The sequence below is a fragment of the Streptococcus oralis genome (genome assembly GCF_004127215.1).
Classification (GTDB): domain Bacteria; phylum Bacillota; class Bacilli; order Lactobacillales; family Streptococcaceae; genus Streptococcus; species Streptococcus oralis_BD.
The window spans coordinates 18151-34989 of record NZ_QEWJ01000001.1 but is presented as its reverse complement, the minus strand read 5'-3'; the positions used below and the strand labels follow the sequence as shown (position 1 = coordinate 34989).

Sequence of the window (16839 nt, the reverse complement as noted above, 5' to 3'; positions counted from 1 at the left end):
TTTTTAAATGTAAGATAGGTGTACGATTATACGTAGAAATGTATGCTATACTCTATGTAGATCAAAAAGAAAGAGGTTTATTATGAAAAAATGGAATGCGACGCAGTTGAAGTATCTGATGGCGGCAGTAATGGTTCTGGACCATATCCCTCATATCACCGGAATCGTTTCTCCTCTGTGGGAAGGTATTTTCCACGCCTTGACCCGTTGTGTGGGAGTTTGGTTTGCCTATATGGCTATGGAAGGCTTCATCCATACTCGAAATTTGAAAAACTACCTCATCCGCCTTTGGAGTTGTGCGCTTATCATGTTTGCTGGAAATAGCCTCCTCAATGCCCTATTTGCCTCTAAGGGAGTAATGGTCACTAATAATATTTTCTTGACGTTGGCCATCGGTGTCACCATGCTTTGGATTGGTTTTCCCAGAAAAGAGTTGGATAAAAAAGAGAAGTTGTGGCGTCGGATTGGAGTTGCTGGTCTCTTGGTTTTCGGGTGTCTTTTTACTGAGGGTGGCATCACCATGCTACCATTTCTCTTGATTAGTTACTCTTGTCGAAATCGCAAGGGATTGCGAAATCTCCTATATGCCTTTCTGTGGGCCTTCTTGTTAGTGACTTCCATCCAAATTTACGACACTTGGCACCAAACACTGGAAATGATGCTTTACAATTCTGACTGGCTCTTTGTCACCGTATTTCCTTTTATGGCACTTTATAATGGACAGCGAGGAAAAGAAACTAGTTGGAGTAAATATTTCTTTTATATTTTCTACCCAGCTCATCTATGGATTATAACCTTGATTGCTTATTTGGTTAAGTAGATTCAATATTCATTAGCTCCTTCTTGCTTAAAATGTGAGAGGAGCTTTTCTGTATCTGGAATTCCTAACAAAACATGTTATAATAGTTTTAGAAAGGACGAGGTTTATGGCGAGCATTCTTGTAATTGAAGATAATAATGAAATCCAGGAAATTTTAAGAACCCTTCTTACAGAGGAACACGAGGTGATCCAAGCATTTTCTGGCACAGAAGGTATCATGCAATTTGACAAAGGTGGCATTGATCTCGTTTTACTAGATATCATGCTCCCTGGGAAAAATGGTGACCAAGTCTTGCAAGCTATTCGACAAACGAATCAGACTCCGGTCATCATGCTTACTGCTTTAGGTGATAAAAAGCTCATCAGCCAATATCTACTAGACGGGGCCAATGATTATGTAGTAAAACCTTTTGATTTGGACGAAGTCTTTGCCAGAGTCACCGTGCAATTACGCCAAAGTGGTGAACATCAGTCAGAAGATCGAAGAGAAATTGATAACCTCGTACAAAACTTTAAAAATATCCAGTTCGATGCGGATAGTTTTGAAATAAGTAACGCAACTGAAATCATTCGCCTTGCAAAGAAAGAGTGCCAGATTCTCCAAATGTTGCTCCAGCATCCTAAAAAGATCTTCACCAAGGAAGAACTTTATGAATTGATTTGGGAAGAAAGTTACCTGCCTGGAGACAATACGCTCAACACCCATCTAAGCAATCTCCGTAAGAAACTACATCAACTGGATCCGAATCACGAGTACATTGAAACCATTTGGGGAGTTGGTGTTCGATTAAAAGGAGACAAATAATGAATTACATTTTGATATCAATATTACTCCTTACTAACATTATTTTGGCGATTTCTTTGATTCGCTATCATATAGCAATTAGAGATTTAAGCAGACAAATCGAAGAAAAGATTCGATCTGGTAGCATGAAGAGGATTGGGGTAAATTTCTTTTCAAAGACCATTTTGCGTCTACATAACCAAATTGAGAATCTATTTCAAGAAGTGGAACAGAATCAGCTCATCATGAAGCGTGAAAAACGCACCCTGGATATGGCAATCAGTAACATCGCTCATGATATTCGGACACCTTTGACAATCGCTTCAGGATATACTCAGCAACTAATAAAACACCCCGATAATAGTCAGGAAACTTTAAGCAAAATATCCCATCATCAGGAGTTGGTTTCCAAACGTTTGGAAGCTCTTCTTGAATATCGTCATTTGATGGAAGGAGCAGTCAAACCGAAACTGGAAGAGCTTGATTTATCAACCTTTATAACGAAGAAGACTTTAGCCTATTACGATGTTTTCCAATCTTCACAGATTGTTCTTGATTTTAACGTTGAACCAGGATTAAAAACGACGACTGATGAGGACTTGCTTGATCGAATTATACAAAACCTCCTTGGAAATGTTCTCAAGCACGGTAAGGAGAAGGCTCGACTTTCTTTGAAAAAGGAAGAAAATAGGCTTGTTTTGGAAATTGATAATCTTGTCAAAAAATCTATCAAGAATATAGACAATCTCAGCAATCGTTTTTATTCTGAAAATATGTCAGATACCGAAGAATCCTCTGGTTTAGGTCTCTATATTACTGAGGAATTAGTTCATCTTCTTGGAGCGGAAATGAAGCTAGCCACTGATGGAGAATGGTTTTCAGTCTTTATTTATTTTTAACAGAAGAAACCTCCTCTATAAGTTTAGAGGAGGTCCTTTTTATAAGCTTTTCTTCTTGAAAACAGTCAGTCCACTGAAAGAGAAGAAAAGTATGACCGTTACGCAAATCGTGATGGTATAGAGAATAGCTTGGCTATTACTAGTCATAGCATAGGCAAAATCTAGAATTAAATATCGTAGAATTTCAATGTCTGGGAAAAGAAGCATTGGCATAGAAAGTATGATAGAGCTAATCAGATAACCAATAAATACGGCAAGATAAGAATGAGTTAGGTAGAGAATAAAGGAAACAATCGAAAGCCAAGCGAGAAGGCAGAGAAATTGAAGGGAAATCGTCAAGAGGAGATTAGTAACAAAACCATCAGGCATTGTACCAAGTCCGTTTAGTAGGGTTGAGGGAACAAAAGCAATCACAAGGCTGGCGATGAGTTGCAAGAGAGCGATGCTTGCTAGTACAAAGGATTTAGCAAGGAAAAACTCTGTACGAGAAACACCAACAGTCAAACTATTTTTATAAAGCTTGCCGATTAGATCAACCCCAAGAACTAAACATACTAGAATAATACAGAGGAAAACGAGGTTTGAGCCGTTATTTGACACGTTGATTAGAGCTTCTATCCCATTCCAACCATGGGTAGGAGTCTCAGGTGGTGCTGTTTGAACGGACATTAGATGTCCTGTAGCGCCAATAGTAGCACCCAGTAACATAAGTACAAAGAGAATGAATTCTGTAATCCAGAATCCTTTGGAGCGGAAAAGACGGTAAAAATCTGCTTGAATGGTATGTATCATGATTTTTCTCCTATTCTACCAATTGTGTGAAGTATTCTTCTAGGTTTTGACGGGCAAAGTATATCTCATCAATAGCAACATCGGCCAAAGTTAGTTGCTTAAGAATCTGTTTGACATCTTGTTCATTTCCAAAGATATGGATTTCATTTTCAGGATTGACAACCTTAAACTGGAGCTGGATTTGTTCTTTCAATACCTGACAAGCTCTTTCTTTGTCGCTTGTTTTAAGCACAATATAATCCTCACTCAGTGTTTCAAATTCAGTTTTACTGATTTCACGGATAATCTTACCTTGATCCAGAATTCCAAAACGATTAGCTAGAAGATAGAGTTCCGACAAGATATGGCTAGAGATGAGAATGGTTATGCCTTTTTCTTGATTGAGCCGTTGAATCATCAGACGAAATTCTTTGATACCAATAGGATCTAGACCGTTAATGGGTTCATCTAAGATAAGGAAGTCTGGTTTGGATAGGAGGGCAATGGCAATGCCAAGTCTTTGTTTCATTCCTAGCGAGAAATCACGAAAGACTTTCTTACCTGTATCAGACAAACCTACATAGTCCAGTGTTTCTTGAATGACTTTATCAGCATTTGGAATATGGCGAATCATACAATAATATTTCAGATTTTGATAAGCTGTTAAATGATTATGGGCTACAGGTGATTCGATAACAGAACCAACTCGAGATAAAGCCTTGGTCCACTCATTTTCTTCTTGGCTAGAAAAGAGGGAAATAGTTCCTTTATCCGCAAACAGTAGTTGTGTAATTATTTTGATAAGAGTAGTTTTACCTGCTCCGTTTTTTCCAATTAAACCATAAATATCTCCCTCTTTTATGGTTAGACTAAGATCTTGAAGAATAGCTTGTTTACCAAATTGTTTGGTCAGTCCATGAATTTCGAGTACTGTTTTCATGATTTTCTCCTTTAGATTTATTTTTCTAACTTTAGTATAAGCTATAGAAATCAAAGAAAGCTCAAGTATTTCTAAAGAGTTTCTAAAGTTTTCTGATTTTTAAAATGTCAAAAACCCAGTTAAGGATTTAACTGGGGATTTTCTCTATAAAATATACTTCTCAATGGCACGCGCGACGCCGTCTTCTTCATTGCTGGCTGTAACGTCATTGGCAAGGGATTTGACATGCTCACTAGCATTTCCCATAGCAATACCAAGGCCTGCAAACTGGAGCATTTCGATATCGTTATTGGCATCGCCCATGGCCATAATTTCTGAGGGCTCGATCTTCAAAATCGCTGCTAGTCGAGAAAGAGCAGTAGCCTTTGTTGTTCCAAGTGGCATTGCTTCGTAAATGACAGGCTGCGAACGAACGCCGCTAAATCGTTGGCAGAGTTCCTCAGCGAATCGCTGCTCAAAATCGTCTGTTTGCTCTTTGGTGCCTAAAAACATACCCTGAAACATACGGTACTTACCACTGGTGGCTTCCTCAAGGGAAATTTCAGTCAGGTCTGAAAAGACTAGCTTGGCATCATTTTGAACGATTTGATTAGGCTTGCCACCGAGGACAAAATAATGTTCCTCATCAAAAAGAGTTAACTGGACGTCGCTTTTTTCAGCTAGGTCATAGAGGTATTCGATGTCAGCTGGACTGAGTTCTTGCCAGTCCACTAGCCCCCAGTCACTGGTCTGGTGAGTTGAACAACCATTATTGACAATGACGTACTCATTCTGGAGGTCCAGTCCCAATTTTTTATAGTAAGGAAGGACACCGAAAAGCGGGCGACCTGTACAGAGAACCAGTTTGACACCTTTTTCAATGGCTTGGTGAATGGCAGTGATGTGGGCTTGCGGGATTTCTTTGGCTTCATTAAGGAGGGTTCCGTCCATATCCAAGGCTAGTAGTTTAATCATAAGACTTCCTTTTCTAGGTGTTTTGCTTTTATTATAGCATATAGACTATAAAATGTCTGACAGAATTGTAACATTCGGCTTTCCTTTTCTTGAAAAACAAAATAAATTCTTATATAATATGTATACTTAATATTCAAGGAGAAATAATGACAAAGTATCAATTTAATTCAATTTACAAAAATGATGAAACAGAGTCTACAGGTCTTCTGTTCATCAAAGTCTACAACAAATGGGAAAGCAACTTAAAAAGAGTTTTGAAATCGGTTGGCCTCACTTTGCCTCAATTTATCGTTTTGACTTCTCTTTTGTTTCTGTCTAATAGAGAGGAATATGTAACGCAAGTTGATATTGCTCGGTTCACTGGTATGGATGTCATGACGGTTTCCCAGATTGTTAGGTTACTGGAGAAGAAAGACTACATTAGACGTGATCAACACCCAAAGGATAGTCGGGCAAAACTGGTTTCAGTGACGAATTCTGGCGCGGAGAAGGTCAATCAAGCTTTACCTTTAGTAGAAGGGGTTGATGAAGAATTTTTTGATAAACTTTCTGAAGATAGAGAAAGTTTTAATCGCATGTTAGTAGAGTTGGAGGATAAAAATGCCTAGATATTGGGTTGGAGTTGTTTCAAAGAACCATGTTTTAAGAGGAGTTGAAGGGAATTTTTGTCAGGTCTGTCATGGAAAGGGCGGCCCCTTAAATCGTATGAAAAAAGGTGACTATCTTTTATACTATAGCCCAAAATACGATATGAATGGTCAAGATAAGTTACAGGCTTTTGTGGCCGTAGGTAAAATTTCAGATGACAAAGCCTATCAAGTAGAGCAATTTGAAGGCTTCTTCCCCTTTAGACGAAATGTCGAGTATTATCAACCAGTCAAAGATTGCTCCATAGAAATAGCCAGACAACATCCTGAATGGAGAGACTATACTTCTCGACTTCGTTATGGACATTTTGAAGTTTCCAAAGACTTTTTCCTCTATATCTTTCAGCATATGAAAGTGGATGATGAAGCATGATTGATTTGCTAGTTAAATGATTGTCAACTAGAATTTTGGATTTGGAGTGTGAAGCGAACTTTGCTATAATAGAGTAAGAAACTTTGATAAACCAAACGAGGCTGAGATGAAATTATTTTATACTGATATTCGGACTTCTTTGACAGAAATTCTAACCAGAGAGGCGGAAGAGCTGGTTGCTGCAGGCAAGCGAGTCTTCTACATCGCACCCAACTCTCTTTCATTCGAAAAAGAACGCGCCGTGCTGGAATGCTTGTCCCAGCAGGCTTCTTTTGCGATTACCGTCACGCGCTTTGCTCAAATGGCTCGTTACCTGGTTTTGAATGACTTGCCTACAAAGACCAGTCTTGATGATATCGGTCTTGGGATGGCCTTTTATAAATGTCTTGCGGAACTGGACTCCAAAGAGTTACGAGTTTATGGTGCGATTAAACAGGACCCTCAATTTATCCAGCAGCTGATTGAACTTTATCATGAGATGACGACTGCTCAGATGAACTTTTTAAACTTGGAAAGTTTGACGGATGAGGACAAGCGAGCAGATTTACTCTTGATTTTTGAGAAAGTGACTGGCTATCTCAATCAGAGTCAGTTGGCTCAGGGAAGTCAGTTGTCCCATTTGATTGAGGCAATTGAGAATGATAAGGTAAGTAGTGATTTTAGTCAGATTGCCTTAGTCATTGACGGATTTACCCGTTTTTCTGCTGAGGAAGAACATGTGGTGGATCTGCTCCAGCGTAAAGGTGTTGAGATTGTCATTGGTGCTTATGCAAGCAAGAAGGCCTATACCAGTCCGTTCACTGAAGGAAATCTCTACCAAGCCAGTGTGGAATTTCTTCATCATTTAGGTGCTAAATACCAAACGGTTGCTCAAGACCGTTCTCAGACTCATGCGTACATGGATAGTTTTGACAAGGCCTCTCGTTTGCTAGAGTCTTCTTATGACTTTTCAGAACTCACTTTGGATGTAGATGAGAAGGACCGTGAAAATCTGCAAATCTGGTCTTGCTTGACACAAAAAGAAGAGTTGGAGTTGGTAGCCCGCAGCATCCGTCAGAAATTACATGACCATCCAGAACTGAGTTACAAGAATTTCCGTATTTTGCTGGGAGATGTAGCTTCTTATCAGTTATCACTAAAAACTATTTTTGACCAGTACCAGATTCCTTTCTATCTAGGTAGAAGTGAATCTATGGCCCATCATCCCTTAACACAGTATGTGGAGTCTATTTTACGTTTGAAACGCTACCGTTTTCGTCAGGAGGATTTGATTAATCTCCTCAGAACTGGTCTGTATACTGCCCTTAGCCAAGCGGATATTGATGCTTTTGAGCAATATCTACGCTATCTTGGCATCAATGGCTTGCCAGCTTTTCAGCAGACCTTTACCAAATCCCACCACGGAAAATTCGATTTGGAACGTTTGAACGCCATTCGTCTGCGTGTTTTGACGCCACTTGAAACCTTATTAGCCAGTCGAAAACAAAGGGCTGAACATCTCGTGCAAAAGTGGAGTATTTTTCTAAAAAATGCTGCTTTAAGCAAGCAGATGCAAGGTTTGACATCCACTATGGAAGCCCTAGAACAGGAAAGACAAGCCGAAGTTTGGAAAGCTTTCTGTCATGTTTTAGAACAATTTGCGACCGTTTTTGATGGTTCACAAGTAAGTCTGGAGGACTTCTTAGCCTTACTCCATTCAGGGATGACTTTATCTCAGTATCGCACTATTCCAGCGACTGTGGACACTGTTCTGGTGCAGAGTTATGATTTGATTGCACCACTGACTGCTGACTTTGTCTATGCCATTGGACTAACGCAGGATCATTTACCAAAAATTGCACAAAATACCAGCCTTTTGACAGACGAAGAAAGACAAAGTCTAAACCAAGCGACAGAAGAGGGAACACAATTGCTGATTGCAAGCAGTGAAAACCTCAAGAAAAATCGCTATACCATGCTTTCTTTAGTCAACGCTGCCCGTAAACAGTTGGTGTTGTCAGCACCCAGTCTTCTCAATGAAAATGAGAGCAAGGAATCTGCCTATCTTCATGAACTGGTGAGTTTTGGATTTAGCCGAATAGAAAAGAGAATGAACCATAAAAAACTTAGCAAAGAAGATATGGGTTCTTATCACAGTCTCTTGTCTAGTTTAGTTGCCTATCACCAGCAGGCAGGTTCTAGTGAAAATGAACAAGATGTGACCTTTGTCAAGGTTCTGGCGCGTGTGATGGGTAAAAAACTAGATCAAAAAGGCCTTACAAATCCAGCTATCCCAACTAGTCCAAGCAGTAAGCCATTAGAGAAAGAGACCTTGCAGGCTCTCTACCCTGCTGACAAAGAGTTTTACCTGTCTACCTCTGGTTTGACGGAGTTTTACCGTAACCAATACAGTTATTTCCTCCGTTATGTCTTAGGTTTGCAGGAAGAATTGCGCCTTCGTCCAGATGCTCGTAGTCACGGAAATTTCTTACACCGTATTTTTGAACGTGCCTTGAAACTGCCTGCTGAAAATCCGTTTGACCAGCGTTTGGAACAAGCTATTCAAGAAACCAGCCAAGAACGCGAATTTGAAGCCATTTATCAAGAAAGTTTGGAAGCTCAGTTTACCAAGGAAGTTCTGCTTGATGTCGCTCGGACCACTGGCCACATCCTACGTCATAATCCAGCCATTGAAAGCATCCAAGAGGAGGCAACATTTGGTGGTAAGGACCAGGCCTTTATTCAATTGGATAATGGTCGCAGTGTCCATGTTAGAGGCAAGGTTGACCGTATTGACCGCCTGAAAGCTGATGGAGCGCTAGGAGTGGTGGACTACAAGTCTAGTTTGACCCAGTTCCAGTTTCCTCATTTCTTTAATGGGCTCAATTCCCAGTTGCCAACCTATCTTGCTGCCCTTAAAAAGGAAGGGGAGCAGAACTTTTTCGGTGCCATGTACTTGGAAATGGCTGAGCCTGTCCAATCTTTATTAGCTGTTAAAAGTCTAGCAGGAGCAGTAGTAGAAGCCAGCAAATCAATGAAATACCAAGGACTCTTTTTAGAAAAAGAAAGCAGTCACTTGGGAGAGTTTTATAACAAAAACAAGGCTAATCAGCTGACAGACGAGGAATTCCAGCTCTTATTGGACTACAATGCCCATCTTTACAAGAAGGCAGCTGAGAAGATTTTACAAGGCCAGTTTGCCATTAATCCCTATACCGAAAATGGCAGAAGCATTGCCCCATACGTCCAGCAACACCAAGCCATCACAGGTTTTGAAGCAAATTACCACTTGGGACAAGCCCGTTTCCTAGAGAGGTTAGACTTAGCTGACGGAAAGCGTCTGGTCGGAGAAAAGCTCAAGCAAGCTTGGTTTGAAAAAATGAGAGAGGAGTTGAATCGATGAAGCCCATTCCCTTTTTAACTGAGGAAGAAATTCAAAAACTGCAAAAAGCAGAAGCAAGTTCGAGCAAGGAACAGAAAAGAACTGCCGAGCAAATCGAAGCCATTTATACCGCAGGGCAAAATATCCTAGTTTCAGCGTCTGCTGGTTCAGGGAAGACCTTTGTTATGGCCGAGCGCATTCTGGATCAGTTAGCGCGTGGTGTAGAAATCAGCCAACTCTTTATCTCGACTTTTACTGTCAAGGCTGCTACTGAACTCAAAGAGCGCTTGGAGAAAAAAATCAGCCAACAAATCCAAGAAACCGATGATGTCGATCTTAAACAGCACTTGGGACGACAGTTAGCAGACCTCCCCAACGCTGCCATCGGAACCATGGACTCCTTCACACAAAAGTTCCTCGGCAAACATGGCTATCTGATTGATATTGCACCCAATTTTCGTATTCTACAAAATGAAAGTGAACAGTTAATCTTAAAAAACGAAGTTTTTCATCAGGTGTTTGAAGACCATTCCCAAGGTGAAAACAAAGAGAACTTTAGTCGTTTGGTGAAGAATTTTGCTGGTCGAGGCAAGGATGAACGTGGTCTGCGTCAGCAAGTCTACAAAATTTATGACTTTTTACAATCTACTAGCAGCCCTCAGAAATGGCTGAGTGAATCTTTCCTCAAAGGATTTGAAGAAGCCGATTTTATTAGTGAAAAAGGAAAACTGACTGAGCAAATCAAGCGGGCGCTTTGGGATTTGGAAAGCTTTTTCCGTTATCATCTAGATAATGATGCCAAAGAGTTCCCCAAAGCTGCCTATTTAGAAGCTATTCAAGATGTTTTGGATGAAATTAGCTCCTTAAATCACGAGTCTGATAGTCAGGCTTATCAAGAAGTGCTTGTTCGTGTTGTCGCCATCTCAAAGGAGAAAAATGGTCGGGCTCTAGCTAACTCTAGTCGAAAGGCTGATTTGAAGCCACTTGCAGATGCTTATAACGAGGAGAGAAAATCCCAGTTTGCAAAACTTGGACAGCTAGCTGATCAGGTAACGATTCTTGACTATCAAGAGCGTTATCATGGAGACATTTGGGAGCTAGCTAAAACTTTCCAAAACTTTATTAGTGATTTTGTGGAGGCTTATCGTGAGCGTAAACGCCAGGAAAATGCCTTTGAATTTGCTGATATCAGCCATTACACCATTGAAATTTTAGAGAAGTTTCCACAAGTTCGTGAAGCATATCAGGAGCGATTCCATGAAGTCATGGTCGATGAGTATCAGGATACCAACCACATTCAAGAACGGATGCTGGAATTGCTGTCAAATGGTCATAATCGCTTTATGGTAGGAGATATCAAGCAGTCCATCTACCGTTTCCGTCAGGCAGATCCACAGATTTTTAATGAGAAGTTCCAACGCTATGCGAAAAATCCCCAAGAAGGCAAGTTGATTCTTCTTAAAGAAAATTTCCGTAGTAGTTCAGAAGTGTTATCCGCAACCAACCATGTCTTTGAACGGCTCATGGACCAAGAAGTCGGCGAAATCAATTATGACAGCATGCACCAGCTTGTTTTTGCCAATACCAAACTAACTCCCAATCCTGAGAACAAGGCAGAATTTCTTCTCTACGATAAGGACGACAGTGGGCAAGAGGACGAAGAGAACCAAGTTGAAACAAAACTAACAGGTGAAATGCGCTTAGTCATCAAGGAAATCCTGAAACTCCATCAAGAGAAAGGTGTAGCCTTTAAGGAAATTGCTCTTTTGACTTCCAGTCGCAGTCGTAATGACCAGATACTCCTCGCTCTGTCTGAGTACGGAATTCCTGTTAGAACAGACGGAGAACAGAATAATTACCTCCAATCCCTAGAAGTACAAGTCATGCTAGACACTCTTCGTGTCATCCACAATCCCCTGCAAGACTATGCCTTGGTTGCGCTTATGAAGTCTCCAATGTTTAGCTTTGATGAGGACGAGTTAGCACGCTTGTCTCTTCAGAAAGCAGCTGATAAAGTCCAGGAGAATCTTTATGAGAAACTGCTTCATGCTCAAAAACAGGAAACTGAACTGAAGGACTTAATTCACACAGCTTTAGCGGAAAAACTAAGCCAATTCATGAATATTTTGGATTCTTGGCGCTTATATGCCAAAACCCACTCCCTTTATGACTTGATTTGGAAGATTTATAACGATCGTTTTTACTATGATTATGTTGGAGCCTTGCCTAACGGTCCTGCCAGACAAGCCAATCTCTATGCCTTAGCTTTGAGAGCAGACCAGTTTGAAAAAAGTAATTTCAAGGGCTTGTCTCGTTTTATTCGAATGATTGATCAGGTTTTGGAAGCACAGCATGATCTTGCAAGTGTAGCCGTCGCACCGCCTAAAGACGCAGTGGAACTCATGACCATTCACAAGAGTAAAGGTCTGGAGTTTCCTTATGTCTTTATCCTCAACATGGATCAAGATTTTAATAAGCAAGACTCAATGTCTGATGTTATTCTCAGTCGGCAGAATGGGCTTGGTGTCAAATACATTGCCAAGGTGGAAACAGGATCAGTAGAAGCACACTATCCTAAAACCATTAAACTCTCCATTCCTAGCCTTACTTATACGCAGAATGAAGAAGAACTGAAACTGGCTAGCTATTCAGAGCAGATGCGTCTGCTGTATGTTGCCATGACACGGGCTGAGAAAAAGTTTTATCTTGTCGGTAAGGGCTCTCGTGAAAAGCTGGAAGCCAAGGAATATCCAGCATCTGAAAACGGAAAACTAGATAAAAATACCAGACTTCAAGCAAGGAATTTCCAAGATTGGATCTGGGCTATCACTAAAGTATTTGCCAAGGAAAATCTCAACTTTAGCTATCGTTTTGTTGGTGAAGACCAGCTGACCAGAGAATCTATTGGTAAATTGGAAAACAAGAGTCCTCTACAAGATAGCTCTCAAGCAGACAATCGTCAGTCAGAAATCATCAAAGAAGCCCTTGAAATGCTAAAAGAAGTAGAAGTCTATAATACTCTGCACCATGCGGCTATTGAACTCCCTAGTGTCCAAACTCCTAGCCAAATCAAGAAATTCTATGAACCGGTTATGGATATGGAAGGTGTTCAAATTGCTAACCAAACCAAATCACCAGAGAAACATATCAGCTTCGATTTACCAGATTTTTCAACTAAAGAAAAGGTAACGGGAGCGGAGATTGGTAGTGCAACCCACGAACTCATGCAGCGAATTGACCTCAGTCAGCGACCAACGCTTGCTAGTCTGACAGAAACTCTCAAACAAGTTCAAACGAGTCCAGCCGTTAGAGACAAGATTAATCTTTCTAAAATCCTAGCTTTCTTTGATACGCCACTCGGTCAAGAAATTCTCGCTAATACCAACCACCTCTATCGCGAGCAACCCTTCTCCATGCTCAAACGAGACCAAAAGAGTCAGGAAGACTTTGTTGTCCGTGGAATCTTGGACGGATATCTGATTTTCGGAGATCGTATCGTTCTTTTTGACTATAAGACTGATCGTTATGATGAAGCAAGTCAACTCATAGACCGCTATCGTAGTCAGTTATCCCTCTACGGAGAAGCTTTATCACGAGCCTATTCGATTGACAATATTGAAAAATACTTGATCTTACTCGGCAAAGACGAGGTTCAAGTTGTAAAAGTATAATCTAGAAAGGAGACCTCATGCCACTTCCAGTTAGAAAATCCCTGCATGACGCAGTTTTACAAGCTTCGCAAGCAAATACTTGGGATCAAGCTACCAAGGAATGGAATGAAGTTTCCTTGATTTTTAATGGCATTGGCCGTAGCAATTGTATCTGTGGAAATGCCATTAAGTACGCTTATGAACTCTTTAACAATGTCACAGGACAACGCCTCTTTCCTATCGGCAGTGACTGTGTTCGCCATTTTCATCGTATTAGCCTCGATCAGCAACTAGAAGAGGAAGAAAAACTGCTCAGAAAGCTAGAAAATCTGACTAGAAAGGTCAAGAAAAAGGAAAAAATTAAGGTCAATAAAAACGATTTTGACGAACGACTTCTAAATTGGTTTTGGGAAAAAGGTGTCTTCAAAGCCAATCGTGGCAATCAGTTTGCACCTGAGAAAGATTACCAGCTGTTTCTAGAAGTCTTTCAAGGAAGAAGTTGGACCAAGGCTGAGCCAAAAAAGAAGGCGCGTCTGGAAGAAGTCCTTGAAAAGTGTATCAAACCTTTTCTACTTGGTAAGACCGATGATCAACTCTACCTTGTTAAGCTAGGTAAGGAGAAAATAGACTACGAGCAGCATTTACGGATTCAGGCAGAGAAAGAACGTAAGAAAAGAGATAAAATCGCCAAGCAATACGCAGATAATCTCATCCTAGCCATGGGGCCCGCTGAACGAGCTTATCAAGATTACTTCGGCTTTACAGAAACTCTCACACAAGAAGAACGAAAGTGGGAAAAAATTCTTTTTGGAAAGAATAGAGAAGAACGTACTCTCAAGGCAAAGCAAGATCAGAAAGAGTTGGAAAAAGACCAACGAATTGCAACTCAGGATCCAATTGAAAGAAAGCAGAAGCAGATCTGGATCCTCAATTCCTATTTTCGTGAGCTTCCTGAAGAAAAATCCCGCTTTGATCGGCTCTTATTAGAATATCGAAAAAGTGGAGAAGTGACCTTTTCAACTGAATACCTGTCAGATCAACTCATCGACTTTTTCTATAAAATGAAAGCTTTTGAGTTTGAAATCGCACCAGAACAAGTTCGAGATTTTCTAAAAGAAAGCCTTCAGGCAGAACATCTCTCCTCAGCACAGGAAAGCTGGATAGAAGGCATTCTCCTCAACTGCCTCAAACCATTTTTAGAAAGATTAGTCATATAGAAAAATCCTACCTTGTTTATGCATGGTAGGATTTATGTATCTCCAAAGATGTACTGGTAAAGTTGGACGACTTTCTGAAAACACTGTGTGTCCATTCTTGTTATTTTTTGAGCATTGCGCATCCGAAAATCAAAGGTATACAGTTGAAATGGGTTGACAGCACCATCTACCTTATCCGACGAGACAGGAACGAGCAGGCCTTTTTCTGCTAAATGCTGCTGACCATGGGTGATAGGACAGACAGCCACAAAACCAGTTTGCAAAGCATATTCTCTCCTAGACACAACCAAGGCAGGCCGCCGTTTTTGAATTTCCCGACCAACTGATGGATCAAAGTCTAGCCAAATGATATCCTGTTTTTCAGGAATATAATCACATTTCGCTATCAAGTGACCTTACTCCTTCAAAATCATTTGTCATTCTTAAATCAGTAATCCCATCAAAAGGATCATTTAGTTTCGGAGCCAGGACAATGACACCGTCAATCCCTTTGTAGACAACCATTTCTTGACCTTCTGCCATACCCAAATTTTTAGGAATGGTCACTGTGAGAGAATTTCCCACCTTCCGAGTCTTTACCGTATTCATCACTCTACCTCCACTAAACTGTATATACAAAGTATATACCAAATAGCACATTAAGTCAAGTAAATACTAAAATACATAACTTAATTTATGTATTTTAGTATGATTTTATTTTAGTCAAAGCCTGTGCAAAAGTACCTAATTTATGATAGAATAGATGGTGAGAAAGAAAACGTTTTATTACGTTTTTTTAGTCGGAAGGGGAAAATATTATGGCGACTATTCAATGGTTTCCGGGCCACATGTCTAAGGCTCGACGACAAGTTCAGGAGAATTTAAAATTTGTTGATTTTGTGACGATTTTGGTAGATGCGCGTCTACCTTTATCTAGTCAAAATCCTATGTTAAACAAGATTGTGGGTGATAAACCCAAATTATTGATTTTGAACAAGGCAGACCTAGCTGATCCAGCGATGACAAAAGAATGGCGTCAGTACTTTGAATCACAAGGAATTCAAACACTGGCCATCAATTCCAAAGAGCAAGTTACTGTAAAAGTTGTGACTGATGCAGCGAAAAAGCTCATGGCTGATAAGATTGCACGCCAGAAAGAACGCGGTATCAAGATTGAAACCTTGCGGACTATGATTATCGGAATTCCAAACGCTGGTAAATCAACCCTGATGAATCGTTTGGCTGGAAAAAAAATTGCGGTTGTCGGCAATAAACCAGGTGTTACCAAGGGGCAACAATGGCTCAAAACCAATAAAGACCTTGAAATCTTAGACACACCAGGGATTCTCTGGCCTAAGTTTGAAGATGATACTGTCGCACTGAAACTAGCCTTAACTGGAGCAATTAAGGACCAGTTGCTTCCTATGGATGAAGTGACCATTTTTGGTCTCAATTATTTCAAAGAACATTATCCAGAAAAACTAGCTGAACGCTTTAAACAAATGAAAATTGAAGAAGAAGCTCCTGTAATCATCATGGATATGACACGTGCTCTTGGTTTCCGAGACGACTACGACCGCTTTTACAGTCTCTTCGTGAAGGAAGTTCGCGATGGAAAGCTCGGTAACTATACCTTAGATACATTGGAAGACATCGATGACGACGATTAAAGAAATCAGAGAACTTCTTGCTACGGTCAAAGACCTAGACAATCCCCTTTTTCTTGAACTGGAAAAAGATAGCCGAACTGGAGTTCAAAAGGAAATCAGCAAGCGGAAAAAAGCCATTCAGGCAGAACTGGATGAAGACCTTCGCTTAGAATCTATGCTCTCCTATGAAAAAGAGTTTTATAAACAAGGATTAAGCTTAATAGCAGGTGTTGATGAGGTTGGTCGTGGTCCTCTTGCTGGACCTGTAGTCGCTGCAGCGGTAATCTTACCTAAAAATTGTAAAATCAGAGGCCTCAACGATAGTAAAAAAATCCCCAAAAAGAAACATTTGGAAATTTATCAAGCCGTTCAGGACCAAGCTTTATCAATCGGCATTGGAATCATGGATAATCAAGTCATTGACCAAGTCAATATCTATGAAGCAACCAAGCTCGCCATGAAAGAAGCAATCTCTCAGCTCAGTCCACAACCTGAGCACCTATTGATTGATGCCATGCAGCTTGATTTACCAATTTCACAAACAGCCATCATCAAGGGAGATGCTAACTCACTTTCTATCGCGGCTGCATCTATAGTTGCCAAAGTGACACGGGATAGTTTAATGAAGGATTATGACAACCAGTTTCCTGGATATGATTTCGCTGCAAATGCTGGATATGGAACGGCAAAACACTTAGAAGGTCTTGATAAACTAGGAGTTACTCCCATTCATCGGACCAGTTTTGAACCGATAAAATCACTGGTTTCAGCAAATAAAGAAAGTTAAGTTGGAGG

General features: G+C 40.4%; 15 protein-coding genes. 10 read left to right on the top strand and 5 right to left on the bottom strand.

Annotation, left to right across the window (positions count from 1 at the left end; genetic code table 11):
• Positions 1-82 precede the first annotated feature (82 nt).
• The 3 genes from DF216_RS00180 (at position 83) to DF216_RS00170 (ending at position 2503) form a co-directional block, all read left to right on the top strand.
• Positions 83-820, top strand: a complete 738-nt coding sequence (locus tag DF216_RS00180) for a TraX family protein (protein WP_129325547.1) — start codon at positions 83-85, stop codon at positions 818-820.
• Between the two features lie 106 nt (positions 821-926).
• Entirely contained in the window at positions 927-1625 is a 699-nt protein-coding gene (locus DF216_RS00175; protein WP_129325546.1) for a response regulator transcription factor, read from the top strand.
• Positions 1625-2503, top strand: coding sequence for a sensor histidine kinase (locus DF216_RS00170; protein ID WP_129325545.1), 879 nt, complete (start codon positions 1625-1627; stop codon positions 2501-2503). Before DF216_RS00175 ends, DF216_RS00170 begins: the two co-directional genes overlap by 1 nt.
• Before the next feature lie 39 nt (positions 2504-2542).
• On the opposite strand, the gene DF216_RS00165 is transcribed toward DF216_RS00170, so the two are convergent.
• The 3 genes from DF216_RS00165 to DF216_RS00155 form a co-directional block, all read right to left on the bottom strand.
• Complete coding sequence (locus DF216_RS00165) at positions 2543-3295, bottom strand: ABC transporter permease (protein WP_129325544.1); 753 nt, start codon at positions 3293-3295, stop codon at positions 2543-2545.
• A gap of 10 nt (positions 3296-3305) precedes the next feature.
• On the bottom strand, positions 3306-4214 hold the full coding sequence (locus tag DF216_RS00160; protein WP_129325543.1) for an ATP-binding cassette domain-containing protein: 909 nt from the start codon (positions 4212-4214) through the stop codon (positions 3306-3308).
• 144 nt (positions 4215-4358) lie between these two features.
• Complete coding sequence (locus DF216_RS00155) at positions 4359-5168, bottom strand: Cof-type HAD-IIB family hydrolase (RefSeq protein WP_129325542.1); 810 nt, start codon at positions 5166-5168, stop codon at positions 4359-4361.
• A gap of 146 nt (positions 5169-5314) precedes the next feature.
• On the opposite strand from DF216_RS00155, the gene DF216_RS00150 reads away from it, so the two are divergent.
• From DF216_RS00150 to DF216_RS00130, 5 genes are all read left to right on the top strand, one after another.
• Positions 5315-5776: a MarR family winged helix-turn-helix transcriptional regulator gene (locus DF216_RS00150; protein ID WP_038805262.1), complete on the top strand. Its 462-nt coding sequence runs from the start codon at positions 5315-5317 to the stop codon at positions 5774-5776.
• Positions 5769-6188 (top strand): EVE domain-containing protein, encoded by a 420-nt coding sequence (locus DF216_RS00145; protein WP_129325541.1) that lies wholly within the window; start codon positions 5769-5771, stop codon positions 6186-6188. The genes DF216_RS00150 and DF216_RS00145 overlap by 8 nt, the downstream gene beginning before the upstream one ends.
• A 106-nt stretch (positions 6189-6294) precedes the next feature.
• A complete protein-coding gene (gene rexB, locus DF216_RS00140) occupies positions 6295-9570 on the top strand; it encodes an ATP-dependent nuclease subunit B (RefSeq protein WP_129325540.1) in 3276 nt (1091 codons plus the stop codon).
• Positions 9567-13220 carry a helicase-exonuclease AddAB subunit AddA gene (gene addA / locus DF216_RS00135; protein ID WP_129325539.1) on the top strand — a complete coding sequence of 1218 codons (3654 nt, stop codon included), beginning with the start codon at positions 9567-9569 and terminating at the stop codon, positions 13218-13220. Before rexB ends, addA begins: the two co-directional genes overlap by 4 nt.
• Before the next feature lie 17 nt (positions 13221-13237).
• The gene (locus DF216_RS00130; RefSeq protein ID WP_129325538.1) at positions 13238-14416 is read left to right on the top strand and encodes a hypothetical protein; all 1179 of its coding nucleotides are present in this window, start codon (positions 13238-13240) and stop codon (positions 14414-14416) included.
• Positions 14417-14448: 32 nt separating this feature from the next.
• On the opposite strand, the gene DF216_RS00125 is transcribed toward DF216_RS00130, so the two are convergent.
• Both DF216_RS00125 and mazE read right to left on the bottom strand, forming a co-directional pair.
• On the bottom strand, positions 14449-14805 hold the full coding sequence (locus tag DF216_RS00125; protein ID WP_084972400.1) for a type II toxin-antitoxin system PemK/MazF family toxin: 357 nt from the start codon (positions 14803-14805) through the stop codon (positions 14449-14451).
• Entirely contained in the window at positions 14789-15004 is a 216-nt protein-coding gene (mazE, locus tag DF216_RS00120) for a type II toxin-antitoxin system PemI/MazE family antitoxin (RefSeq protein ID WP_084972401.1), read from the bottom strand. The genes DF216_RS00125 and mazE overlap by 17 nt, the downstream gene beginning before the upstream one ends.
• A 209-nt stretch (positions 15005-15213) precedes the next feature.
• Here mazE and ylqF point away from each other — a divergent pair, with 209 nt between their 5' ends.
• Positions 15214-16065: a ribosome biogenesis GTPase YlqF gene (gene ylqF / locus DF216_RS00115; RefSeq protein WP_129325537.1), complete on the top strand. Its 852-nt coding sequence runs from the start codon at positions 15214-15216 to the stop codon at positions 16063-16065.
• Positions 16052-16831: a ribonuclease HII gene (locus DF216_RS00110; RefSeq protein WP_129325536.1), complete on the top strand. Its 780-nt coding sequence runs from the start codon at positions 16052-16054 to the stop codon at positions 16829-16831. Before ylqF ends, DF216_RS00110 begins: the two co-directional genes overlap by 14 nt.
• Positions 16832-16839: the final 8 nt, after the last annotated feature.

Excerpts from the sequence above, each read along its gene's own strand:
- DF216_RS00160 (WP_129325543.1), bottom strand. The coding sequence starts at position 4,214 with ATGAAAACAGTACTCGAAATTCATGGACTGACCAAACAATTTGGTAAA.
- addA (WP_129325539.1), top strand. The coding sequence starts at position 9,567 with ATGAAGCCCATTCCCTTTTTAACTGAGGAAGAAATTCAAAAACTGCAA.
- DF216_RS00130 (WP_129325538.1), top strand. The coding sequence starts at position 13,238 with ATGCCACTTCCAGTTAGAAAATCCCTGCATGACGCAGTTTTACAAGCT.
- DF216_RS00175 (WP_129325546.1), top strand. The coding sequence starts at position 927 with ATGGCGAGCATTCTTGTAATTGAAGATAATAATGAAATCCAGGAAATT.
- DF216_RS00145 (WP_129325541.1), top strand. The coding sequence starts at position 5,769 with ATGCCTAGATATTGGGTTGGAGTTGTTTCAAAGAACCATGTTTTAAGA.
- DF216_RS00150 (WP_038805262.1), top strand. The coding sequence starts at position 5,315 with ATGACAAAGTATCAATTTAATTCAATTTACAAAAATGATGAAACAGAG.
- DF216_RS00155 (WP_129325542.1), bottom strand. The coding sequence starts at position 5,168 with ATGATTAAACTACTAGCCTTGGATATGGACGGAACCCTCCTTAATGAA.
- rexB (WP_129325540.1), top strand. The coding sequence starts at position 6,295 with ATGAAATTATTTTATACTGATATTCGGACTTCTTTGACAGAAATTCTA.
- mazE (WP_084972401.1), bottom strand. The coding sequence starts at position 15,004 with ATGAATACGGTAAAGACTCGGAAGGTGGGAAATTCTCTCACAGTGACC.
- DF216_RS00170 (WP_129325545.1), top strand. The coding sequence starts at position 1,625 with ATGAATTACATTTTGATATCAATATTACTCCTTACTAACATTATTTTG.
- DF216_RS00110 (WP_129325536.1), top strand. The coding sequence starts at position 16,052 with ATGACGACGATTAAAGAAATCAGAGAACTTCTTGCTACGGTCAAAGAC.
- DF216_RS00165 (WP_129325544.1), bottom strand. The coding sequence starts at position 3,295 with ATGATACATACCATTCAAGCAGATTTTTACCGTCTTTTCCGCTCCAAA.
- DF216_RS00180 (WP_129325547.1), top strand. The coding sequence starts at position 83 with ATGAAAAAATGGAATGCGACGCAGTTGAAGTATCTGATGGCGGCAGTA.
- ylqF (WP_129325537.1), top strand. The coding sequence starts at position 15,214 with ATGGCGACTATTCAATGGTTTCCGGGCCACATGTCTAAGGCTCGACGA.